Source organism: Rhodovulum sp. BSW8 (assembly GCF_003314725.1).
Taxonomy (GTDB): Bacteria; Pseudomonadota; Alphaproteobacteria; order Rhodobacterales; family Rhodobacteraceae; genus Rhodovulum; species Rhodovulum visakhapatnamense.
The window spans coordinates 47,731-62,245 of sequence record NZ_QNVX01000007.1; the positions used below are offsets into that span (position 1 = coordinate 47,731).

The following is a 14,515-nucleotide window of genomic DNA, read 5'->3' on the forward strand; positions in this document are numbered from 1 at the left end:
CGTCGATGGCACCCTGTCACACGGACGGACCGGGGGAGAGATGCAAATGCGACAGAATGGCGGCCCTGCGGGCCAGGTGGTCACTGGCCGCGCCCTGCGGGCGCGGGAAGGGGGTATTTGGGCCAAGAAGAAGATCAGACGCGGTGATAGGGCAGACCGGCAAGGATGCTGGCGGCGCGATAGAGTTGTTCGCTGAGCATGGCACGGGCCAGCATATGGGGCCAGACCATCGGCCCGAAGGACAGCACCGCGTCGGCCCGGGCGACCAGCGCGGGATCGAGCCCGTCGGCGCCGCCGATCAGGAAGGCCGCATCCCCCCGGCCGGCATCGCGCCAGCGCGCCAGAAGAGCGGCGAAATCGGGCGAGGCGAGGGTCTGGCCACGTTCGTCGAGGGCGCAGATCGCAGCGCCCTGCGGCAGAGCGCGGTCCAGAAGCGCCGCCTCGGCGGCCGGGCCGCCGCCCTTGCGGTCCTCGACCTCGGCGAAGGTCAGCGGGCCAAGCCCGAGACCCCGGCCGGTCCGGTCGAACCGGGCGGTGTAATCCTCGATCAGGTCGCGCTCGGGGCCCTTGCGCAGGCGCCCCACGGCGCAGACATGGACGCGCATCAGGCGCGGGCGGTGCTCATCGCGCCAGCGGGCATCCACATCTTCTCGAGCTGGTAGAACTCGCGCACCTCGGGCCGGAAGACATGCACGATGATGTCGCCCACGTCGATCAGCACCCAGTCGCCCTGGTCCTTGCCCTCGATCTTGCAGCTTCGGCCCAGATCCTCCTTGAGGCGGTCCTTGAGCTTTTCGGCGATGGCCGAAACCTGCCGGGTCGAGCGCCCCGAGCAGATGACCATGTAATCGGCCACGCTGGACTTGCCGCGCAGGTCGATCCTGACCACGTCTTCGGCCTTGTCGTCGTCCAGGGAGGTGAGGATGCGATCGAGGAGCTCTTCGCTCGACACATCCGGATGCAGCGCGGTCATCGCTGCCATTGGTGCGGCCCCGTCAAAGGCCACCTCAAGATTGTGAGACAGGACATCGTCCTCCTACGCGGCGCGCCGTCGGGACCCCGGCGCTGGGCATGAGACATATCTAGCATCGCGAGGTTAAAACCTCAATGCAGAGTACAGGCAGGGCGGCGTCACGGCAGCACCCGGTAGCCGACCTCGTTGCGCCGGTTCCAGGGCATGGTGAACGGATCGTCGTAGAACATCAGCCGGGCGGGTCCGGTCAGGCGCAGGCCCCGGGCCTTGCCCTCGGCCACCAGATCGCGCCCGGCAGCGTTCAGCCGCTCGGCCGTGGCGCGGCCCGAAAAGCGCAGCACCAGAAGGGTTTCGGGCGGCAGCCGCCGCAGCCGGACCCAGGATTCCTCGGGCTTGGGCAAGGTCTCGGGCGCCGTGCCCTCGGGCATGGTGAAGCGGATCGCCCAGCCCAGATCGGTCCGGGTCTGCCCCACCGGCACGGTCATCGCGATCTTCTCGCCTGCGGCATTCTCGCCGAAGATGTAATGGGCCAGCTCGCTGAAGCCGCGATTGATGGCGGCAAAGCGCGACCCGTCGACGATGACCTCGGCGATGGTGCGGGCCGGATAGTGCCGCAGTTCGACGGCGCCCATCTGGCGCTCGACCCGATAGGGCACCTCGGGATAGCCGCGATAGCTGTCGGCGCGGACAAGGGGTGCGGACAGGGCCGCGGCAAGGACAAGACCGGACAAGAGAACAGGGCGGCGCATCGGACGGGGCTCCTTTGGCGGACGGGGATCGGTCAGTCGGGCGGGGCGGCGGCGAGGCGGCTGCCGGGCAGGATCTTCACCTCGCGCTGCGGGAAGGGAATGGTGATGTCATTGGCCCGGAACGCATCCCAAAGCGCCAGGAAGACCGCGCCCCGGACATTGGTCAGGCCTTCGCTGGGATCGACGATCCAGAACCGCAGGATGTAGTCGACCGAACTGTCGCCGAAGCCCACGATATGGCAGACCGGCGGCTTGTCGCCCAGCACCCGGGGTACGCTGGCCGCCGCCTCGATCGCCAGCCGGCGCACCCGGTGCGGGTCGTCCGAATAGGCGGTGCCAAAGAAGATGTCGAGGCGGACGAATTCGTTCGAATGGGACCAGTTGACCACCTGGCTGGTGATCAGATCCTCGTTCGGGATGAGGTACTCCTTGCCCTCGCGGGTGACGACCGAGACATAGCGCGCGCCCAGCGCGTTGATCCAGCCGAACGTGTCGCCCAGCGAGATCACGTCGCCCGGCTTGACCGACTTGTCGAGCAGGATGATGACCCCCGAAACGAGGTTCGAGACCACCTTCTGCAACCCGAAGCCCAGGCCAACGCCGATGGCGCCCGACAGCACCGCCAGCCCGGTCAGATCGAACCCGGCCAGCTTCAGCCCCAGAAAGACCGCAGCGCCGTAAAGGCAAAGCTGCAGCAGCTTGACGATCAGCACCCGCATCGAGGGCGAGATGTCGTCGTCGCGCCGGATGCGGGCCGCCGAGGTGGTGGCGATCAGCCGGGCGCCGGTGAAAAGCACACCGGTCACCACCGCGGCTTTCAGCAGGGTCAGCGCCGAAAGCTGCAGATCGCCCATGCCAAGCCGGACCGACTCGAGCAACGCGGCCGCCTCGTCGGTCAGATCGACGATGTAGAGCGTGACATAGACCCAGAGCCCCCAGGTCACGAGCCGGCGCAGGAACGGGTTGCGCACCAGCCGCGCGGCGAGGCCCACGAACAGCCAGGCCGTGGCCAGAGTCGCGCCGATGGCCACCAGATAGCTGCGCGAGGGCCAGGTCACTTCGCGCATTGCCCAGACCGTGACCCAGGCAAGCACGACCAGCAGGATGATCCGCAACCGCCGCAGCAGGATCAGCGCGGTGCGAAACCGCCACATCGGCCAGCCCTCGCGCTCTCGAAGCCAGCCGTAAAGCCGCCCGTAAAGCGCCCAGGCGCCCAGCTGCGCCAGCGCAAACAGCGCCAGCAGGATGCCGATCTGGTAAAGCCGCCAGCCCGGCCGGGTGAGGCTTTGCAAGAACCCCCTGCCCTGCTCGGCCAGGGCCTGCAGCTCCTGCAGGATCGGAGTCGGATCGCTCTCCATCGGGCCTCCTTTTCCCAAGATTAGGTCAGGAGGACAGAAAACCAAACGCCTCATGCAGTCGGGTCGCCCGTGGAATGCCTCACCCCGAAGAGAGCGAAACGGCGTTGTTGCACATATCGGTGAGGCGGATTCCCTGATGGACTCCTGAGGCTTGCATTCTGGCCAGACGAAGAGACGCCACAGTCACGGCAGATGGCGCCTATGACACGCGCCGCTGCCATGCCGCGATCCTTGAACGGGCCTTGAACGGGGCGCTGCTCTGATCGTCCCGATCCGCCGGAACGGGCGCGCCTGGAAACCGGATTGCCCGGCCGCCATCAGTTGCAACGAGATCCTTCGAGCGACACAGCGCTCCGGCAAGGCACTCTGGAAGCGATGGTCGGGCGACCACATCCGAAGTCGCGTCGAGGCGCAGATGAACCGGATCACTCTTGGCGAACGGATCATGCCCCGAGATCCCGATCGCCAGACCGTCGAGATCCCCATCCGCATCGCCATCATGAACCACGCCCCGGCCCTCGGCAGGGCCGAGATCGAGGCCGTCGTCTGAAACGTGGCGGGAAAGGGGATCCTTCACCCGATCCCAGATTTGCTCACCAACGCCGAGCGAAACCGTTTGATCCAGGACTAGTTTTTGCCCTTCTTGCCTTTCGGCGCCACGGTTTGCTTATAGGTTGTCGCGGGAGCGGACTTGACCTTGGCATTCGAGACGAACTGCCCGGTCTTCGCGCTCTTGTTCACTGTCTTCGGAGCCATCGGATCACCTCTCTGGATGACAGAAGAACGATGATGGATTCCCTTACGTAAATCAATAGCTCTTGGGTTCTTACCCCATATATGGGCGATGATGCCCCAGGTCCGCCGAGATGAAGACCGCGAAGCGACGCCTTGGCAAGCGCATGCCCTTGATCGACGCGGGGCAAAGGAGTATCCCAACGGCATGAAACGTGTCTTCGACATGGACGACCGCGCGCGCCTGCCCTGGCGATTCTTCGGCGCGACCCGATCGGTGCTCGCCCGCCTTTGAGGCGGCGTCAGCACCCGTTTCTCCATTTGCCAAGTGACATAGCCGCGGAGAATTCCATGACCGGCAAGACCCTCTATGACAAGCTGTGGGATGCCCACCTGGTCGACCAGGCCGAGGACGGCACCTGCCTTCTCTATATCGACCGCCATCTCGTGCACGAGGTGACGAGCCCGCAAGCCTTCGAAGGGCTGCGGATGACGGGCCGCACCGTGCGCGCGCCCGAAAAGACCATCGCCGTGCCCGATCACAACGTGCCCACCACCGAAGGGCGGGAGACGAAGATCGACAACGAGGAAAGCCGCATCCAGGTCGAGGCGCTCGACAAGAACGCGCGCGATTTCGGCGTGGTCTACTACCCGGTCTCGGATGTCCGTCAGGGGATCGTCCATATCGTCGGCCCCGAACAGGGATGGACCCTGCCCGGCATGACCGTGGTCTGCGGCGACAGCCACACCGCGACCCATGGCGCCTTCGGGGCGCTGGCGCACGGCATCGGCACTTCCGAGGTCGAACACGTTCTGGCGACCCAGACGCTGATCCAGAAGAAATCGAAGAACATGAAGGTCGAGATCACCGGCAAGCTGATGCCGGGCGTCACGGCCAAGGACATCACCCTTGCGGTGATCGGCAAGACCGGCACCGCGGGCGGCACCGGCTATGTCATCGAATATTGCGGCGAGGCGATCCGCGCGCTGTCGATGGAAGGCCGGATGACGGTCTGCAACATGGCGATCGAGGGCGGCGCGCGCGCCGGTCTGATCGCGCCCGACGAGACCACCTTCGAGTATGTGAAGGGCCGCCCCCATGCGCCGAAGGGCGCGCAATGGGAAGCCGCACTGACCTGGTGGAAGACGCTCAAATCCGACGACGACGCCCATTGGGACAAGGTCGTGACGATCCGCGCCGAGGATATCGCCCCCGTGGTGACCTGGGGCACCTCGCCCGAGGACGTACTGCCGATCACCGGCACCGTGCCCGCGCCCGAGGACTTCCAGGGAGGCAAGGCCGAGGCCGCGCGCCGGTCGCTCGACTATATGGGGCTGAAGCCGGGCACGGCCCTGACCGAGATCAAGGTCGATGCGGTCTTCATCGGGTCCTGCACCAACGGCCGGATCGAGGACCTGCGCGCCGCGGCCGAGATCCTGAAGGGCAAGACACTGGCGCCGGGTGTGCGCGGCATGGTCGTGCCGGGTTCGGGCCTCGTGCGGGCGCAGGCCGAGGAAGAGGGGCTCGACAAGGTCTTTACCGAGGCGGGCTTCGAATGGCGGCTTGCGGGCTGTTCCATGTGCCTTGGCATGAACCCCGACCAGCTGGCGCCGGGCGAACGCTGTGCGGCCACCTCGAACCGCAACTTCGAGGGTCGCATGGGCCGGGGCGGGCGTACCCATCTGATGAGCCCGGTCATGGCGGCAGCGGCGGCGGTCACGGGGCACCTGACCGACGTGCGCGACCTGCTGGCCGAAGCGGTCTGAGCCGGAGGCGCGGAAGACAATGACGGGCCGGACCCCTCCCCTTCGACAGGCGGCCCTTGCGGCCGTCGGGCGGGGTCCGTGCGCGGGAACCCATCGCTCGCCCGGACCGTTGATGTGGAGACAAACTCTCACATCGAGGAGGTTCCCATGAGAAACTGGCTCATCTACACGCTGATCGGCTTTGTGCTGCTGATCGGCGGCATCGTGGCGCTGGCCAACCCCTTCGCCGCCACCATCGCGGCCACCCAGATCGTCGGCATCGTCTTTCTGATCGCCGGTCTGATCCAGATGATCACGGTGATGCGGGGCGGACCCGACAGTCACCGCTGGCTCAACGGCTTCGTCGGCATTCTGTTCCTGCTGGCGGGTCTGTCGATCCTGATCAACCCGCTGGTCGGCGCGGCATGGATGACGCTGCTTCTGGGGCTTCTCTTCGTCGTGATGGGCGGCATGCGCCTGCTGCTGTCCTTCACCTTCCGCGACACCAACCTGTTCTGGCTGCTGCTTCTGACCGGGGCGGCATCCATCCTGATCGGGGCCTTGATCTTCTCGAACTTCTTCGCCGCGGCCACCACGCTTCTGGGGCTGCTGGTGGGGCTCGAGCTGGTTCTGGACGGGATCGGGCTGATGGCCTTCGGGATCGCCGCGCGGCGGCCCCGCCACGTTGAAACACCTGCCTGACGCGACCGCCTGACCGGACCCCGGGGGCGGCGCGGACGGCGCTAGGAGATCTGAGACGAATGGAAAAGTTCGAGAAACTCACCGGCATCGCCGCGCCGCTTGATCTGGTCAATATCGACACTGACATGATCATCCCCAAGCAGTTCCTCAAGACGATCAAGCGCGAGGGGCTGGGGGTGAACCTGTTCGACGAGATGCGCTACGATCAGGACGGCAACGAGAACCCCGATTTCGTGCTGAACAAGCCCGCCTATCGCGAGACCCAGATCCTGGTCGCGGGCGACAATTTCGGCTGCGGGTCCTCGCGCGAACACGCCCCCTGGGCGATCAAGGATTTCGGCATCCGCTGCGTGATCGCACCCAGCTTTGCCGACATCTTCTTCAACAACTGCTTCAAGAACGGCATCCTGCCGATCCCGCTGCCGCAAGAGCAGGTCGACATCCTGATGAAGGATGCCGAGAAGGGCGCCAATGCCCGCATGACGGTCGATCTGGAAAACCAGACGATCACCACCTCCGACGGGGTCGAGATCGCCTTCGAGGTCGATCCGTTCCGCAAGCATTGCCTGCTGGAAGGGCTCGACGATATCGGCCTGACGCTCAACAAGGCGACCGCCATCGACGGCTTCGAGTCGCGGATGGCCCAGGACCGGCCCTGGGTCTGACCCGGATGCGCAGGCCCGCCGCAATCGTGCCGGGCCTGCTTGCGGTCTTTTTTGCCCTTCCCGCCGCAGCCGATCTGCGCGTGGCCAGCTATAACGCCGAGCTCTCCCGCAAGGGGCCGGGGCTTTTGTTGCGCGACATCCTGTCGGGCAAGGACGGCCAGGTGGCGGCGGTGGTCGAGGTGATCGCCGCCGCCCGGCCCGACATCCTCGCGCTGCAGGGGATCGATTTCGACCTGGACGGTCTGGCGCTGGCGGCGCTGGCGGATCTGCTGCGCGCCCGCGATCTGGACTATCCCCATCGCTTTGCACTGAGCCCCAATACCGGCCTGCGCACCGGGCTCGATCTCGATGGCGACGGCCGTCTGGGCGGGCCGCGCGATGCCCAGGGCTTTGGCTATTTCGCCGGGCAGGACGGCATGGCGATCCTGTCGCGCTTTCCCATCCTGACCGACGAAGTGCGCGATTTCTCGGCGATGCTCTGGCGCGACCTGCCCGGCGCGACCCTGCCCGAGACCGACGGCACCCCCTTCCCCTCGGCCGAGGCACAGGCGGTGCAGCGGCTTTCGACCACCGGGCATTGGGACGTGCCGGTCGATCTGGGCGGCAGCGTCCTGCACCTGCTGACCTTCCATGCCACGCCGCCCGTCTTCGACGGCCCCGAGGACCGCAACGGGCTGAGGAACCGCGACGAGCTTCGGCTCTGGACGCTCTATCTCGACGGCGCGCTGGATGTGCCGCCGCCCCGGGGCACCTTCGTGGTTCTGGGCGATGCCAATCTCGACCCCGAGGATGGCGACGGCCGCAGCGCCGCGATGCGCGCCTTCCTGGCCGATCCGCGCCTGACCGACCCCTTGCCCAAAAGCCCGGGCGGGGCCGCCGCCCCGCAAACCGGCACCAATGCCACCCAAAGGGGCGCGCCTGCCCGCGATACCGCCAACTGGCCCGAGGACGGGCCGGGAAACCTTCGCGTCGACTACGTTTTGCCCTCCTCAAAGATCGACATTACCGGCGCCGGCGTCTTCTGGCCCGCCGACGGCCCGCTGGCCGAAACGGTGCGCACCGCCTCGCGCCACCGCCTCGTCTGGGTGGATCTCGCCCTGCCTTGACGGACCAAATCCGGCCCGCTACCCCGATTTCAACCCTTCAAGACAAGGACATCCGCAAATGACGAATACGCTTCTGATCCTGCCCGGCGACGGCATCGGCCCCGAGGTTATGGCCGAGGTCCACCGGATCATCGACTGGTACGGCACGAAACGCGACCTCAAGTTCGAGGTGACCGAGGATCTGGTCGGCGGCGCGGCCTATGACGCCCATGGCAAGCCGTTGTCGGATGCCACCATGGCCAAGGCGCAAGAGGTCGACGCGGTGCTTCTGGGCGCCGTTGGCGGGCCGAAATACGACACTCTCGATTTCAGCCTGAAGCCCGAGCGCGGGTTGCTGCGGCTGCGCAAGGAGATGGATCTTTTCGCCAACCTGCGCCCGGCGCAATGCTTCGACGCGCTCGCCGATTTCTCGTCGCTGAAACGCGACGTGGTCTCGGGGCTCGACATCATGATCGTGCGCGAGCTGACCTCGGGGATCTATTTCGGCGAGCCGCGCGGCATCATCGAGGAAGGCGGCCAGCGCGTCGGCCTGAACACCCAGCGCTATACCGAGGCCGAGATCGACCGCGTGGCGCGCTCGGCCTTCGAACTGGCCCGCAAGCGCGGCAACAAGGTCTGCTCGATGGAGAAGGCCAATGTGATGGAATCGGGCATCCTCTGGCGCGAGGTGGTGCAGAAGGTCCATGACGAAAGCTATCCGGATGTCGAGCTGAGCCACATGTACGCCGATGCGGGCGGCATGCAGCTTTGCCGCTGGCCGAAACAGTTCGACGTGATCCTGACCGACAACCTGTTCGGCGACCTGCTGTCGGACGTGGCCGCGATGCTGACCGGCTCGCTGGGCATGCTGCCCTCGGCAAGCCTCGGCGCGCCGATGGAAAACGGCCGTCCGAAGGCGATGTACGAGCCCGTCCACGGCTCGGCCCCGGACATCGCGGGCCAGGGCAAGGCCAACCCGATCGCCTGCATCCTGAGCTTTGCCATGGCGCTGCGCTATTCCTTCGACGAAGGCGCCGAGGCGACCCGTCTGGAAAAGGCGGTCGAGAAGGTGCTGGGCGACGGCGTCCGCACCGCCGACCTGATGGGGGCCGAGGGCGGCACTCCGGTCTCGACCTCGCAGATGGGCGACGCGATCCTCGCCGCGCTCGACGCGAGCCTCTGATCCGATCGACGGCAGGGCGCGTCCCGGGCGCGCCCTGCCTCCAGCGCCCGCGTCAGCCCCCCGCCTCCAGCCCCTGCCTCCAGCCTCTGCCTCCAGCCTCTGCCTCCAGCCTCTGCGCGAAGCCTTGCGCGACCGGGCTTGAACCCTGACGGCAAATACCGAAGGGTGGAAAGGCAAGTCTCTCACGAGCATGTCCCATGGCCGCATCGACCGCCCGGGGCGCGGGGTTCGCGCTGGCAGGTTTTGCCGTCTATTCCTGCCACGATGCCGTGGTGAAGGGGCTCGGCGCCCATTACGACGCGATCCAGATCCTCTTTTTCAGCGCGCTTCTGGGCTTTCCGCTGATCGCGCTGATCCTGATCCGCGAGGGCGACGGCGGCAGCCTCTGGCCGCGCCGCCCGGGCTGGACCGCGCTGCGCACCGTCGCGGTGATGCTGAACATCCTGATGGCGTTTTATGCCTTCTCGGCGATTCCCTTGGCCGAAACCTACGCGATCATCTTCTCGACACCGCTGATCATCACCGCGCTCTCGGTGCCGATCCTCGGCGAACGGGTCGGCGCCAGGCGCTGGGCGGCGGTGGTGCTGGGGCTGATCGGTGTGCTGATCGTGCTGCGCCCCTGGAGCGCGTCCGAGCTGAGCTTCGGTCATCTCGCAGCCCTCATCTCGGCGGGCAGCAGCGCGCTGGTCTCGGTGATCGTGCGCAAAATCGGCAACGAGGAGCGCAGCGTGGTGCTGTTGCTCTATCCGCTCCTGGCCAATGTGGTCTTGATGGGGTGCCTGTTGCCGGTCGTCTACCGGCCGATGCCGGTCGCCCATCTGGGCGCCATGGCGTTGGTCGCCATCGGGGCGCTGACAGCCATGTGGCTGATGATAAGCGCCTATCGTGCCTCCGAGGCCGCGACAGTGGCGCCAATGCAATACTCGCAGATGATCTGGGCGGTGCTGATCGGCTATCTGGTCTTCGACGAGATCCCGGATGCCGCCACGCTGATCGGCGCGGCCGTGATCGCGGCCAGCGGCTCGATCGTGTTCCTGCGCGAGGGCCGCGCGCAGGTCTCCGAGAACCAGCCCGCGCTCCATGCCACCGACCGCGCCGGGGTCGCCCCGGACCCGGTGCTTCTGGGTGTCGAAGAGACCCCGGAATGACCTCTTGCCAAAGCCCGCGGACCGCGTTAAGTCCCCCGTCACGCGGTCGGAGTGTAGCTCAGCCTGGTAGAGCACTGTCTTCGGGAGGCAGGGGCCGGAGGTTCGAATCCTCTCACTCCGACCAATAAAATCAAGGGCTTGGAGATTTCCGAAATCTCGGCCCGCAAAGAAACCGCAAAGAAACCCCTCATTTCCAGCCATCCATGGCCTTCGCCGTAGCCTCTTGGAAGCTCGGGTGATGGTGCAGGTAGACCGATTCGAGCGTGGCGACGGTCGTGCCGAAAAAGCCCGCAGCATCCGCCAGCGGAACCCCCTTATGCATCGCCCATGTCACCGCCGTGTGCTTCAGCGTGTGAGGCGTGACCTCTGGCAGGTCGGCATCGCGGATGGTCCGACGCCATGCCGTCTTGATCGACCCGACGCGCGCTCCCTCGTATTCCACGACCCAGGTTCTGTTCCGCTTCCACCTGCGGGCATGGGCCAGCAGCTTCTGCGGCATCCGCACCGGTGGGCGGCGCTTCTTCGTCTCCCGCATGTCTTCGGCTTTGCGGTAGAGAACGCCGCGTTCGGTGTCGATCCAGCCTCCGGCGGTATGGGGCTCGAACCTCAGCGTCAGAATCGCCTCTTTCCTGGTGCCGGTGTAGAGCGCCACGAGAATGAAAGACGCGAGGTGCCGGGATTTCGGATTGCTCCTCGCTGCCCGCAGCAGACGGGCCGCTTCGGCGCGTGTCAGCCAGCGATCGCGCGGGGCCTTCTTCTCCGGCAGCTTCACCTCTGGCGCGCGCGTCAAGTGCCCCTCGCCTGCGCAGTATCGAAGGGCCGCCGCCAGGCAGCCGAGTTCGCGCCTCACTGTTCCGACGCCCGCAGGACGTTCGCGCGGCGTCCCGCGGTAGATCCGCCGATCCGCGCCATAGCGACGGCACGTCCCGCCGGTGATTGCTGAAACCGGCAGTTCGCCCCAGAAGTCCAGAAGCGGAATTATCGCGTTCGCAATGCGCTCTGGATCTGCCGTGCTTGGGGCGCGCTCACGGCCGTAAATGTCCAGCACATCCGCGATCATCATCTGGTCAGGTTCAGAGGGACCACTTGGGCGTCCTCGGTCGATGATGTAGCCCGCGAAGATCGCCTCAGCCTCTCGGCGGTCTGTCGTGCCCGTTCGGCGCTGCTTCGCGCCGTCGATGATGACCCACTGGCGGGTGTCTTTGCGCTGGTAAAGGCGGGCTCCTTTTGAGGGACGCGGCATAGTTCGATCAGGTCCTCCAGGTCCTTTGGGTGCAGGCGCACAGCGCGACCGATGCGGATTGTTTTCCCATGGGAATCGGCTGCGCGGCGCAAGCTGTCGGTTGGCACGCCAAGAATGCGGGCGGCTTCTGGTATCGGCAATAGGCGCTCAGCCATGGCGCTGCCCCCCCGGCATCCCATCCCATGTCCTGCCGTCGATCAGGCGACCAGCGGCACGCTTGCCGACGCGGCGAACGCCGACAGCGGGGAGTTTCTGCACGTAAGGCCAGAACACCCATTCCCCGTCATGCCAGAAGCGCGCCTCCTGATCGCCGTGATGCGAGCTGCCGTCGGCGCACCCCTCCATAGGGTAAGCGGCCGACGGCTCGCCGTCATCGTCGCCCAGAAGAGTGCAGGGCGACCATTCCCCCCACTGCTTGAAGAAGAAGGACGCGCCCGCCGCCTGGCACTGGTCTCGCAGGCTGCGCACCCAATCCGGGTGCATCGGGCGCGCGCGCGGGCCGCTCTCGCCGCCGACGATCACCCAATCGAGCGCGGGAATTGTGCCGCTGGCAGATCCGCCGCCGCGCGCTGCGCCGAAATCGCAACCCCACCGCTTCTGGTGGAGGTGAGGCGTCAGATCCACCGGCCCCAGCAGCGGCTCGGCCGAGACGAACCGGGCAGCGGCTGGTGTCGCGAGCAGGTGCGGGATTCGCGCGTCGGCGGTGGCCTGGTCCTCGATGCTGGTGCCGAGCCAGACGTTGGGCCAGCCATCGCCCCATTCGGGAAGGTCACCGTATTCCTCGGGGTGCAGATACCGCGCAATGTTCTGCGGGCGCTTGGTCAACAGAAGCCAGTCCAAGTTCGGCGTGCGGTGGATCAGGTGCCATAGATCACCGCGCCACCCGCTGGTGATGGAGCGATCATTGTCGAACACATCGGCCAGAGAGGCGCAGAACACCTGATGCCGAACGCCCGACTTGGCTGCGGCCTTGTCCCATGCCAGCGGCTTCCGCCAGTTCGCAGAGCTGGTGCGGCGCCGCACATGCGGTCCCCACGAATTGCCCCAGCGTGCATCCCATGCGGCGGCATAGCAATTGTCGCAAGCCGGGCTGATCTTGGTGCAGCCGATCCACGGGTTGAACGTGTGCTTGCACCACTCGATCTTGCTGTTCTCCGCCATCAATCCTCTCCCCAATAGTCCATGTCGCTCTCGGCGCATGCTTCCGGCCCATCGGCGCGGTAATGAGCATCGGCCCAATAGGACGGCGCGACCATCCGGGCGTAGGCTTCGACCGGCTCGCCATCATAGAAGTGGGTGAAACCGCATTGCGCCAAGCAGTGGCCGACAAAGCGTTCGACGAACGCCTCTTTGGTGATATCAGCCATCACCACACCCCCGGCCCGCTGAGCGCAAACGTGATCGCCCACCCGACTAGCGCGAAGAGGAAGGCCGCCAGCACCAGCGCCGACCACGGCTCCGCTCTGATCCTCGCCCAGACGGACGGCAAGTGTGCCACAAGAACTATGGTCAGTGGGTGTGCGGCGCCCAGAAGATCGCGCGCCGCAAAAGCTGCCTCGCGAATTGCCCTTGCCTTTGCCTCATCTACGGTCGTGGTCTGGACGGCGCCGAGGTCTCTGCAAAGGATACAGGGTCCATCGCCGTGCGTTATCCAATGGCAGTACATTACCCAGCGGCCGGGGGTGGAGGGGTGGCAGTCGCTCACCGTGATCTCTGCGCCACAAACGGAAAGCACCCAGATCGCATCCCCGCATCGCTTTTCCACGATGTGCGAAATATCGCGCCAGCCTGTCATTTCTTGCTCCTCCGCTTAGCTTCTTCACGCTGTTTCCGACGCCGGACTTGGCGGGACACCGGGCGTTCGCGCTCTTCGATCACCTCCGGCGGGAGGTTGCAGGTCTGCGGGCTTTTAGGCGCTGGAAATTCGGCGCGGGCATTCGCAAGGCCGGACGCCAGAAGAGCTTGAGCCAACAGAAGATTGGGGGCATGGCTCATTCCGCGCCCTCCCGAGCCCGGCGGAAGGCGGCGATGGCGCCCGGGATCGACGTGCCGCAGGTGCAGAGCAGCGCCGCCACCTCAACGTGCACGATCGGCTCAAGGGAAAGATCGTCAGCCACGCCCGCGCTCCTCAGTCCGCCTGGTCGGTCGGGGCCGCCATGAACTCTCGCGCAAGATGCCAGCTGTCCCAGAAGATGCCAGCGGCGGAGATGAACTGCCCTCGCGTCATGCCCTCGCCGCTACCAGCACGCGCGGCGGCGACAAGGTAAGCAGCCGCGTCTTTCTCTTCATCATCCATCGCCGCGCTCCTATTCTGGATTGGTCTTGTCGAGCGGAACGGCCTCCGCGCGGCAATTTGGACACCGGAACGGGACAGCGTTCTCCGCAGCTTCAAGGACATCAACCTGATCGAAGTCGAACATGTCGACGTCAACACCGCAGCGCCCGCACTCGAACTCCGTCCATCCGGTCCCGCCATTTTCAAAGCGGATCAACGTGTGGTTCATCGTCTATCTCCTATCTTGCCTTCCACCAGCGGCGCCGGAACCCTGTGTTCGGCGCCCGCCCAGACGCGACCACGACGCGCCTGCGGTTCAGAAGCATCCAGCCGTCGTCGTGCAGCAGGACGCCGAATAGGCCTGCCACGCACCAAGCCGCCCCGTCATGACGCAGCATCACAACCCCTCCTGCACAGAAAGAACCACGGCCCGCGCCCGGGCCACGGGGTCGTCCTTCGCCCTGCCCTCCGCGTCCCGCACCTCGGCGTCGAGCCGGTCGAAAATGGGCGCGTAGGACGGGTCTTCCAGAACGATGCGCGGCCATATCCCGCGCTGCGATGAGGCGGCGCAGGTCAGTCATCGGCGGCCTCCTGCCAGGGGATCAGGCGAACCATCTGCAATTCTTCCATGTTGAGCACGACGAGTTCGAAACGCC

Annotated in this window: 18 protein-coding genes, 1 tRNA gene and 1 pseudogene; 9 read left to right on the forward strand and 11 right to left on the reverse strand. The window is 66.0% G+C overall.

Features of this window, described 5'->3' with window-relative positions; genetic code table 11:
* Positions 1 to 134 precede the first annotated feature (134 nt).
* The 4 genes from rlmH to DSD19_RS06020 form a co-directional block, all read right to left on the reverse strand.
* Positions 135 to 605, reverse strand: a complete 471-nt coding sequence (gene rlmH / locus DSD19_RS06005; RefSeq protein WP_113668989.1) for a 23S rRNA (pseudouridine(1915)-N(3))-methyltransferase RlmH — start codon at positions 603 to 605, stop codon at positions 135 to 137.
* Positions 605 to 973: a ribosome silencing factor gene (gene rsfS, locus DSD19_RS06010; RefSeq protein ID WP_113668990.1), complete on the reverse strand. Its 369-nt coding sequence runs from the start codon at positions 971 to 973 to the stop codon at positions 605 to 607. Before rsfS ends, rlmH begins: the two co-directional genes overlap by 1 nt.
* A gap of 158 nt (positions 974 to 1,131) precedes the next feature.
* Positions 1,132 to 1,722 carry a heme-binding protein gene (locus DSD19_RS06015; protein ID WP_113668916.1) on the reverse strand — a complete coding sequence of 197 codons (591 nt, stop codon included), beginning with the start codon at positions 1,720 to 1,722 and terminating at the stop codon, positions 1,132 to 1,134.
* Between the two features lie 32 nt (positions 1,723 to 1,754).
* Entirely contained in the window at positions 1,755 to 3,080 is a 1,326-nt protein-coding gene (locus DSD19_RS06020) for a mechanosensitive ion channel family protein (RefSeq protein WP_113668917.1), read from the reverse strand.
* Positions 3,081 to 3,259: 179 nt separating this feature from the next.
* Between DSD19_RS06020 and DSD19_RS06025 the strand changes: the two are divergent.
* From DSD19_RS06025 to DSD19_RS06065, 9 genes and pseudogenes are all read left to right on the forward strand, one after another.
* Positions 3,260 to 3,630 (forward strand): annotated as a pseudogene (locus DSD19_RS06025) (IS5/IS1182 family transposase); the annotation flags it as partial.
* Positions 3,631 to 3,927: 297 nt separating this feature from the next.
* Entirely contained in the window at positions 3,928 to 4,107 is a 180-nt protein-coding gene (locus DSD19_RS21670; protein WP_165828057.1) for a hypothetical protein, read from the forward strand.
* Positions 4,108 to 4,163: 56 nt separating this feature from the next.
* On the forward strand, positions 4,164 to 5,579 hold the full coding sequence (gene leuC / locus DSD19_RS06035; protein ID WP_113668918.1) for a 3-isopropylmalate dehydratase large subunit: 1,416 nt from the start codon (positions 4,164 to 4,166) through the stop codon (positions 5,577 to 5,579).
* A 147-nt stretch (positions 5,580 to 5,726) separates the two neighbouring features.
* Positions 5,727 to 6,260, forward strand: coding sequence for an HdeD family acid-resistance protein (locus DSD19_RS06040; RefSeq protein WP_113668919.1), 534 nt, complete (start codon positions 5,727 to 5,729; stop codon positions 6,258 to 6,260).
* A 59-nt stretch (positions 6,261 to 6,319) separates the two neighbouring features.
* Complete coding sequence (gene leuD / locus DSD19_RS06045; RefSeq protein ID WP_075784421.1) at positions 6,320 to 6,925, forward strand: 3-isopropylmalate dehydratase small subunit; 606 nt, start codon at positions 6,320 to 6,322, stop codon at positions 6,923 to 6,925.
* A 5-nt stretch (positions 6,926 to 6,930) separates the two neighbouring features.
* On the forward strand, positions 6,931 to 8,031 hold the full coding sequence (locus tag DSD19_RS06050) for an endonuclease/exonuclease/phosphatase family protein (RefSeq protein ID WP_075784420.1): 1,101 nt from the start codon (positions 6,931 to 6,933) through the stop codon (positions 8,029 to 8,031).
* Positions 8,032 to 8,089: 58 nt separating this feature from the next.
* Positions 8,090 to 9,193 (forward strand): 3-isopropylmalate dehydrogenase, encoded by a 1,104-nt coding sequence (gene leuB / locus DSD19_RS06055; protein WP_113668920.1) that lies wholly within the window; start codon positions 8,090 to 8,092, stop codon positions 9,191 to 9,193.
* Positions 9,194 to 9,390: 197 nt separating this feature from the next.
* Positions 9,391 to 10,341: a DMT family transporter gene (locus tag DSD19_RS06060; protein WP_113668921.1), complete on the forward strand. Its 951-nt coding sequence runs from the start codon at positions 9,391 to 9,393 to the stop codon at positions 10,339 to 10,341.
* A 47-nt stretch (positions 10,342 to 10,388) separates the two neighbouring features.
* A tRNA-Pro gene (locus tag DSD19_RS06065) sits at positions 10,389 to 10,465 on the forward strand.
* Positions 10,466 to 10,528: 63 nt separating this feature from the next.
* On the opposite strand, the gene DSD19_RS06070 is transcribed toward DSD19_RS06065, so the two are convergent.
* The 7 genes from DSD19_RS06070 to DSD19_RS06090 all read right to left on the reverse strand — a co-directional run bounded on the left by DSD19_RS06070 (position 10,529) and on the right by DSD19_RS06090 (position 14,088).
* Positions 10,529 to 11,584, reverse strand: a complete 1,056-nt coding sequence (locus DSD19_RS06070; protein WP_113668922.1) for a tyrosine-type recombinase/integrase — start codon at positions 11,582 to 11,584, stop codon at positions 10,529 to 10,531.
* A 147-nt stretch (positions 11,585 to 11,731) separates the two neighbouring features.
* Complete coding sequence (locus DSD19_RS06075) at positions 11,732 to 12,745, reverse strand: DUF5131 family protein (protein WP_113668923.1); 1,014 nt, start codon at positions 12,743 to 12,745, stop codon at positions 11,732 to 11,734.
* Positions 12,745 to 12,951 (reverse strand): hypothetical protein, encoded by a 207-nt coding sequence (locus DSD19_RS06080; RefSeq protein WP_243627745.1) that lies wholly within the window; start codon positions 12,949 to 12,951, stop codon positions 12,745 to 12,747. Before DSD19_RS06080 ends, DSD19_RS06075 begins: the two co-directional genes overlap by 1 nt.
* The gene (locus DSD19_RS21675; protein ID WP_113668925.1) at positions 12,951 to 13,379 is read right to left on the reverse strand and encodes a hypothetical protein; all 429 of its coding nucleotides are present in this window, start codon (positions 13,377 to 13,379) and stop codon (positions 12,951 to 12,953) included. Before DSD19_RS21675 ends, DSD19_RS06080 begins: the two co-directional genes overlap by 1 nt.
* Positions 13,380 to 13,575: 196 nt before the next feature.
* On the reverse strand, positions 13,576 to 13,701 hold the full coding sequence (locus tag DSD19_RS22545; protein ID WP_256359735.1) for a hypothetical protein: 126 nt from the start codon (positions 13,699 to 13,701) through the stop codon (positions 13,576 to 13,578).
* An 11-nt stretch (positions 13,702 to 13,712) separates the two neighbouring features.
* Positions 13,713 to 13,880: a hypothetical protein gene (locus tag DSD19_RS21685; RefSeq protein ID WP_165828059.1), complete on the reverse strand. Its 168-nt coding sequence runs from the start codon at positions 13,878 to 13,880 to the stop codon at positions 13,713 to 13,715.
* A gap of 10 nt (positions 13,881 to 13,890) precedes the next feature.
* On the reverse strand, positions 13,891 to 14,088 hold the full coding sequence (locus DSD19_RS06090) for a hypothetical protein (RefSeq protein ID WP_113668926.1): 198 nt from the start codon (positions 14,086 to 14,088) through the stop codon (positions 13,891 to 13,893).
* Positions 14,089 to 14,515: the final 427 nt, after the last annotated feature.

Coding starts and splice junctions, on each gene's coding strand:
- DSD19_RS21670 (WP_165828057.1), top strand. CDS start 3,928: ATGCCCCAGGTCCGCCGAGATGAAGACCGCGAAGCGACGCCTTGGCAA.
- DSD19_RS06040 (WP_113668919.1), top strand. CDS start 5,727: ATGAGAAACTGGCTCATCTACACGCTGATCGGCTTTGTGCTGCTGATC.
- DSD19_RS06075 (WP_113668923.1), bottom strand. CDS start 12,745: ATGGCGGAGAACAGCAAGATCGAGTGGTGCAAGCACACGTTCAACCCG.
- DSD19_RS06070 (WP_113668922.1), bottom strand. CDS start 11,584: ATGCCGCGTCCCTCAAAAGGAGCCCGCCTTTACCAGCGCAAAGACACC.
- leuD (WP_075784421.1), top strand. CDS start 6,320: ATGGAAAAGTTCGAGAAACTCACCGGCATCGCCGCGCCGCTTGATCTG.
- rlmH (WP_113668989.1), bottom strand. CDS start 605: ATGCGCGTCCATGTCTGCGCCGTGGGGCGCCTGCGCAAGGGCCCCGAG.
- DSD19_RS06090 (WP_113668926.1), bottom strand. CDS start 14,088: ATGAACCACACGTTGATCCGCTTTGAAAATGGCGGGACCGGATGGACG.
- DSD19_RS21675 (WP_113668925.1), bottom strand. CDS start 13,379: ATGACAGGCTGGCGCGATATTTCGCACATCGTGGAAAAGCGATGCGGG.
- rsfS (WP_113668990.1), bottom strand. CDS start 973: ATGACCGCGCTGCATCCGGATGTGTCGAGCGAAGAGCTCCTCGATCGC.
- leuB (WP_113668920.1), top strand. CDS start 8,090: ATGACGAATACGCTTCTGATCCTGCCCGGCGACGGCATCGGCCCCGAG.
- DSD19_RS21685 (WP_165828059.1), bottom strand. CDS start 13,880: ATGGATGATGAAGAGAAAGACGCGGCTGCTTACCTTGTCGCCGCCGCG.
- DSD19_RS06050 (WP_075784420.1), top strand. CDS start 6,931: ATGCGCAGGCCCGCCGCAATCGTGCCGGGCCTGCTTGCGGTCTTTTTT.
- leuC (WP_113668918.1), top strand. CDS start 4,164: ATGACCGGCAAGACCCTCTATGACAAGCTGTGGGATGCCCACCTGGTC.
- DSD19_RS06020 (WP_113668917.1), bottom strand. CDS start 3,080: ATGGAGAGCGATCCGACTCCGATCCTGCAGGAGCTGCAGGCCCTGGCC.
- DSD19_RS06015 (WP_113668916.1), bottom strand. CDS start 1,722: ATGCGCCGCCCTGTTCTCTTGTCCGGTCTTGTCCTTGCCGCGGCCCTG.
- DSD19_RS06080 (WP_243627745.1), bottom strand. CDS start 12,951: ATGGCTGATATCACCAAAGAGGCGTTCGTCGAACGCTTTGTCGGCCAC.
- DSD19_RS06060 (WP_113668921.1), top strand. CDS start 9,391: ATGGCCGCATCGACCGCCCGGGGCGCGGGGTTCGCGCTGGCAGGTTTT.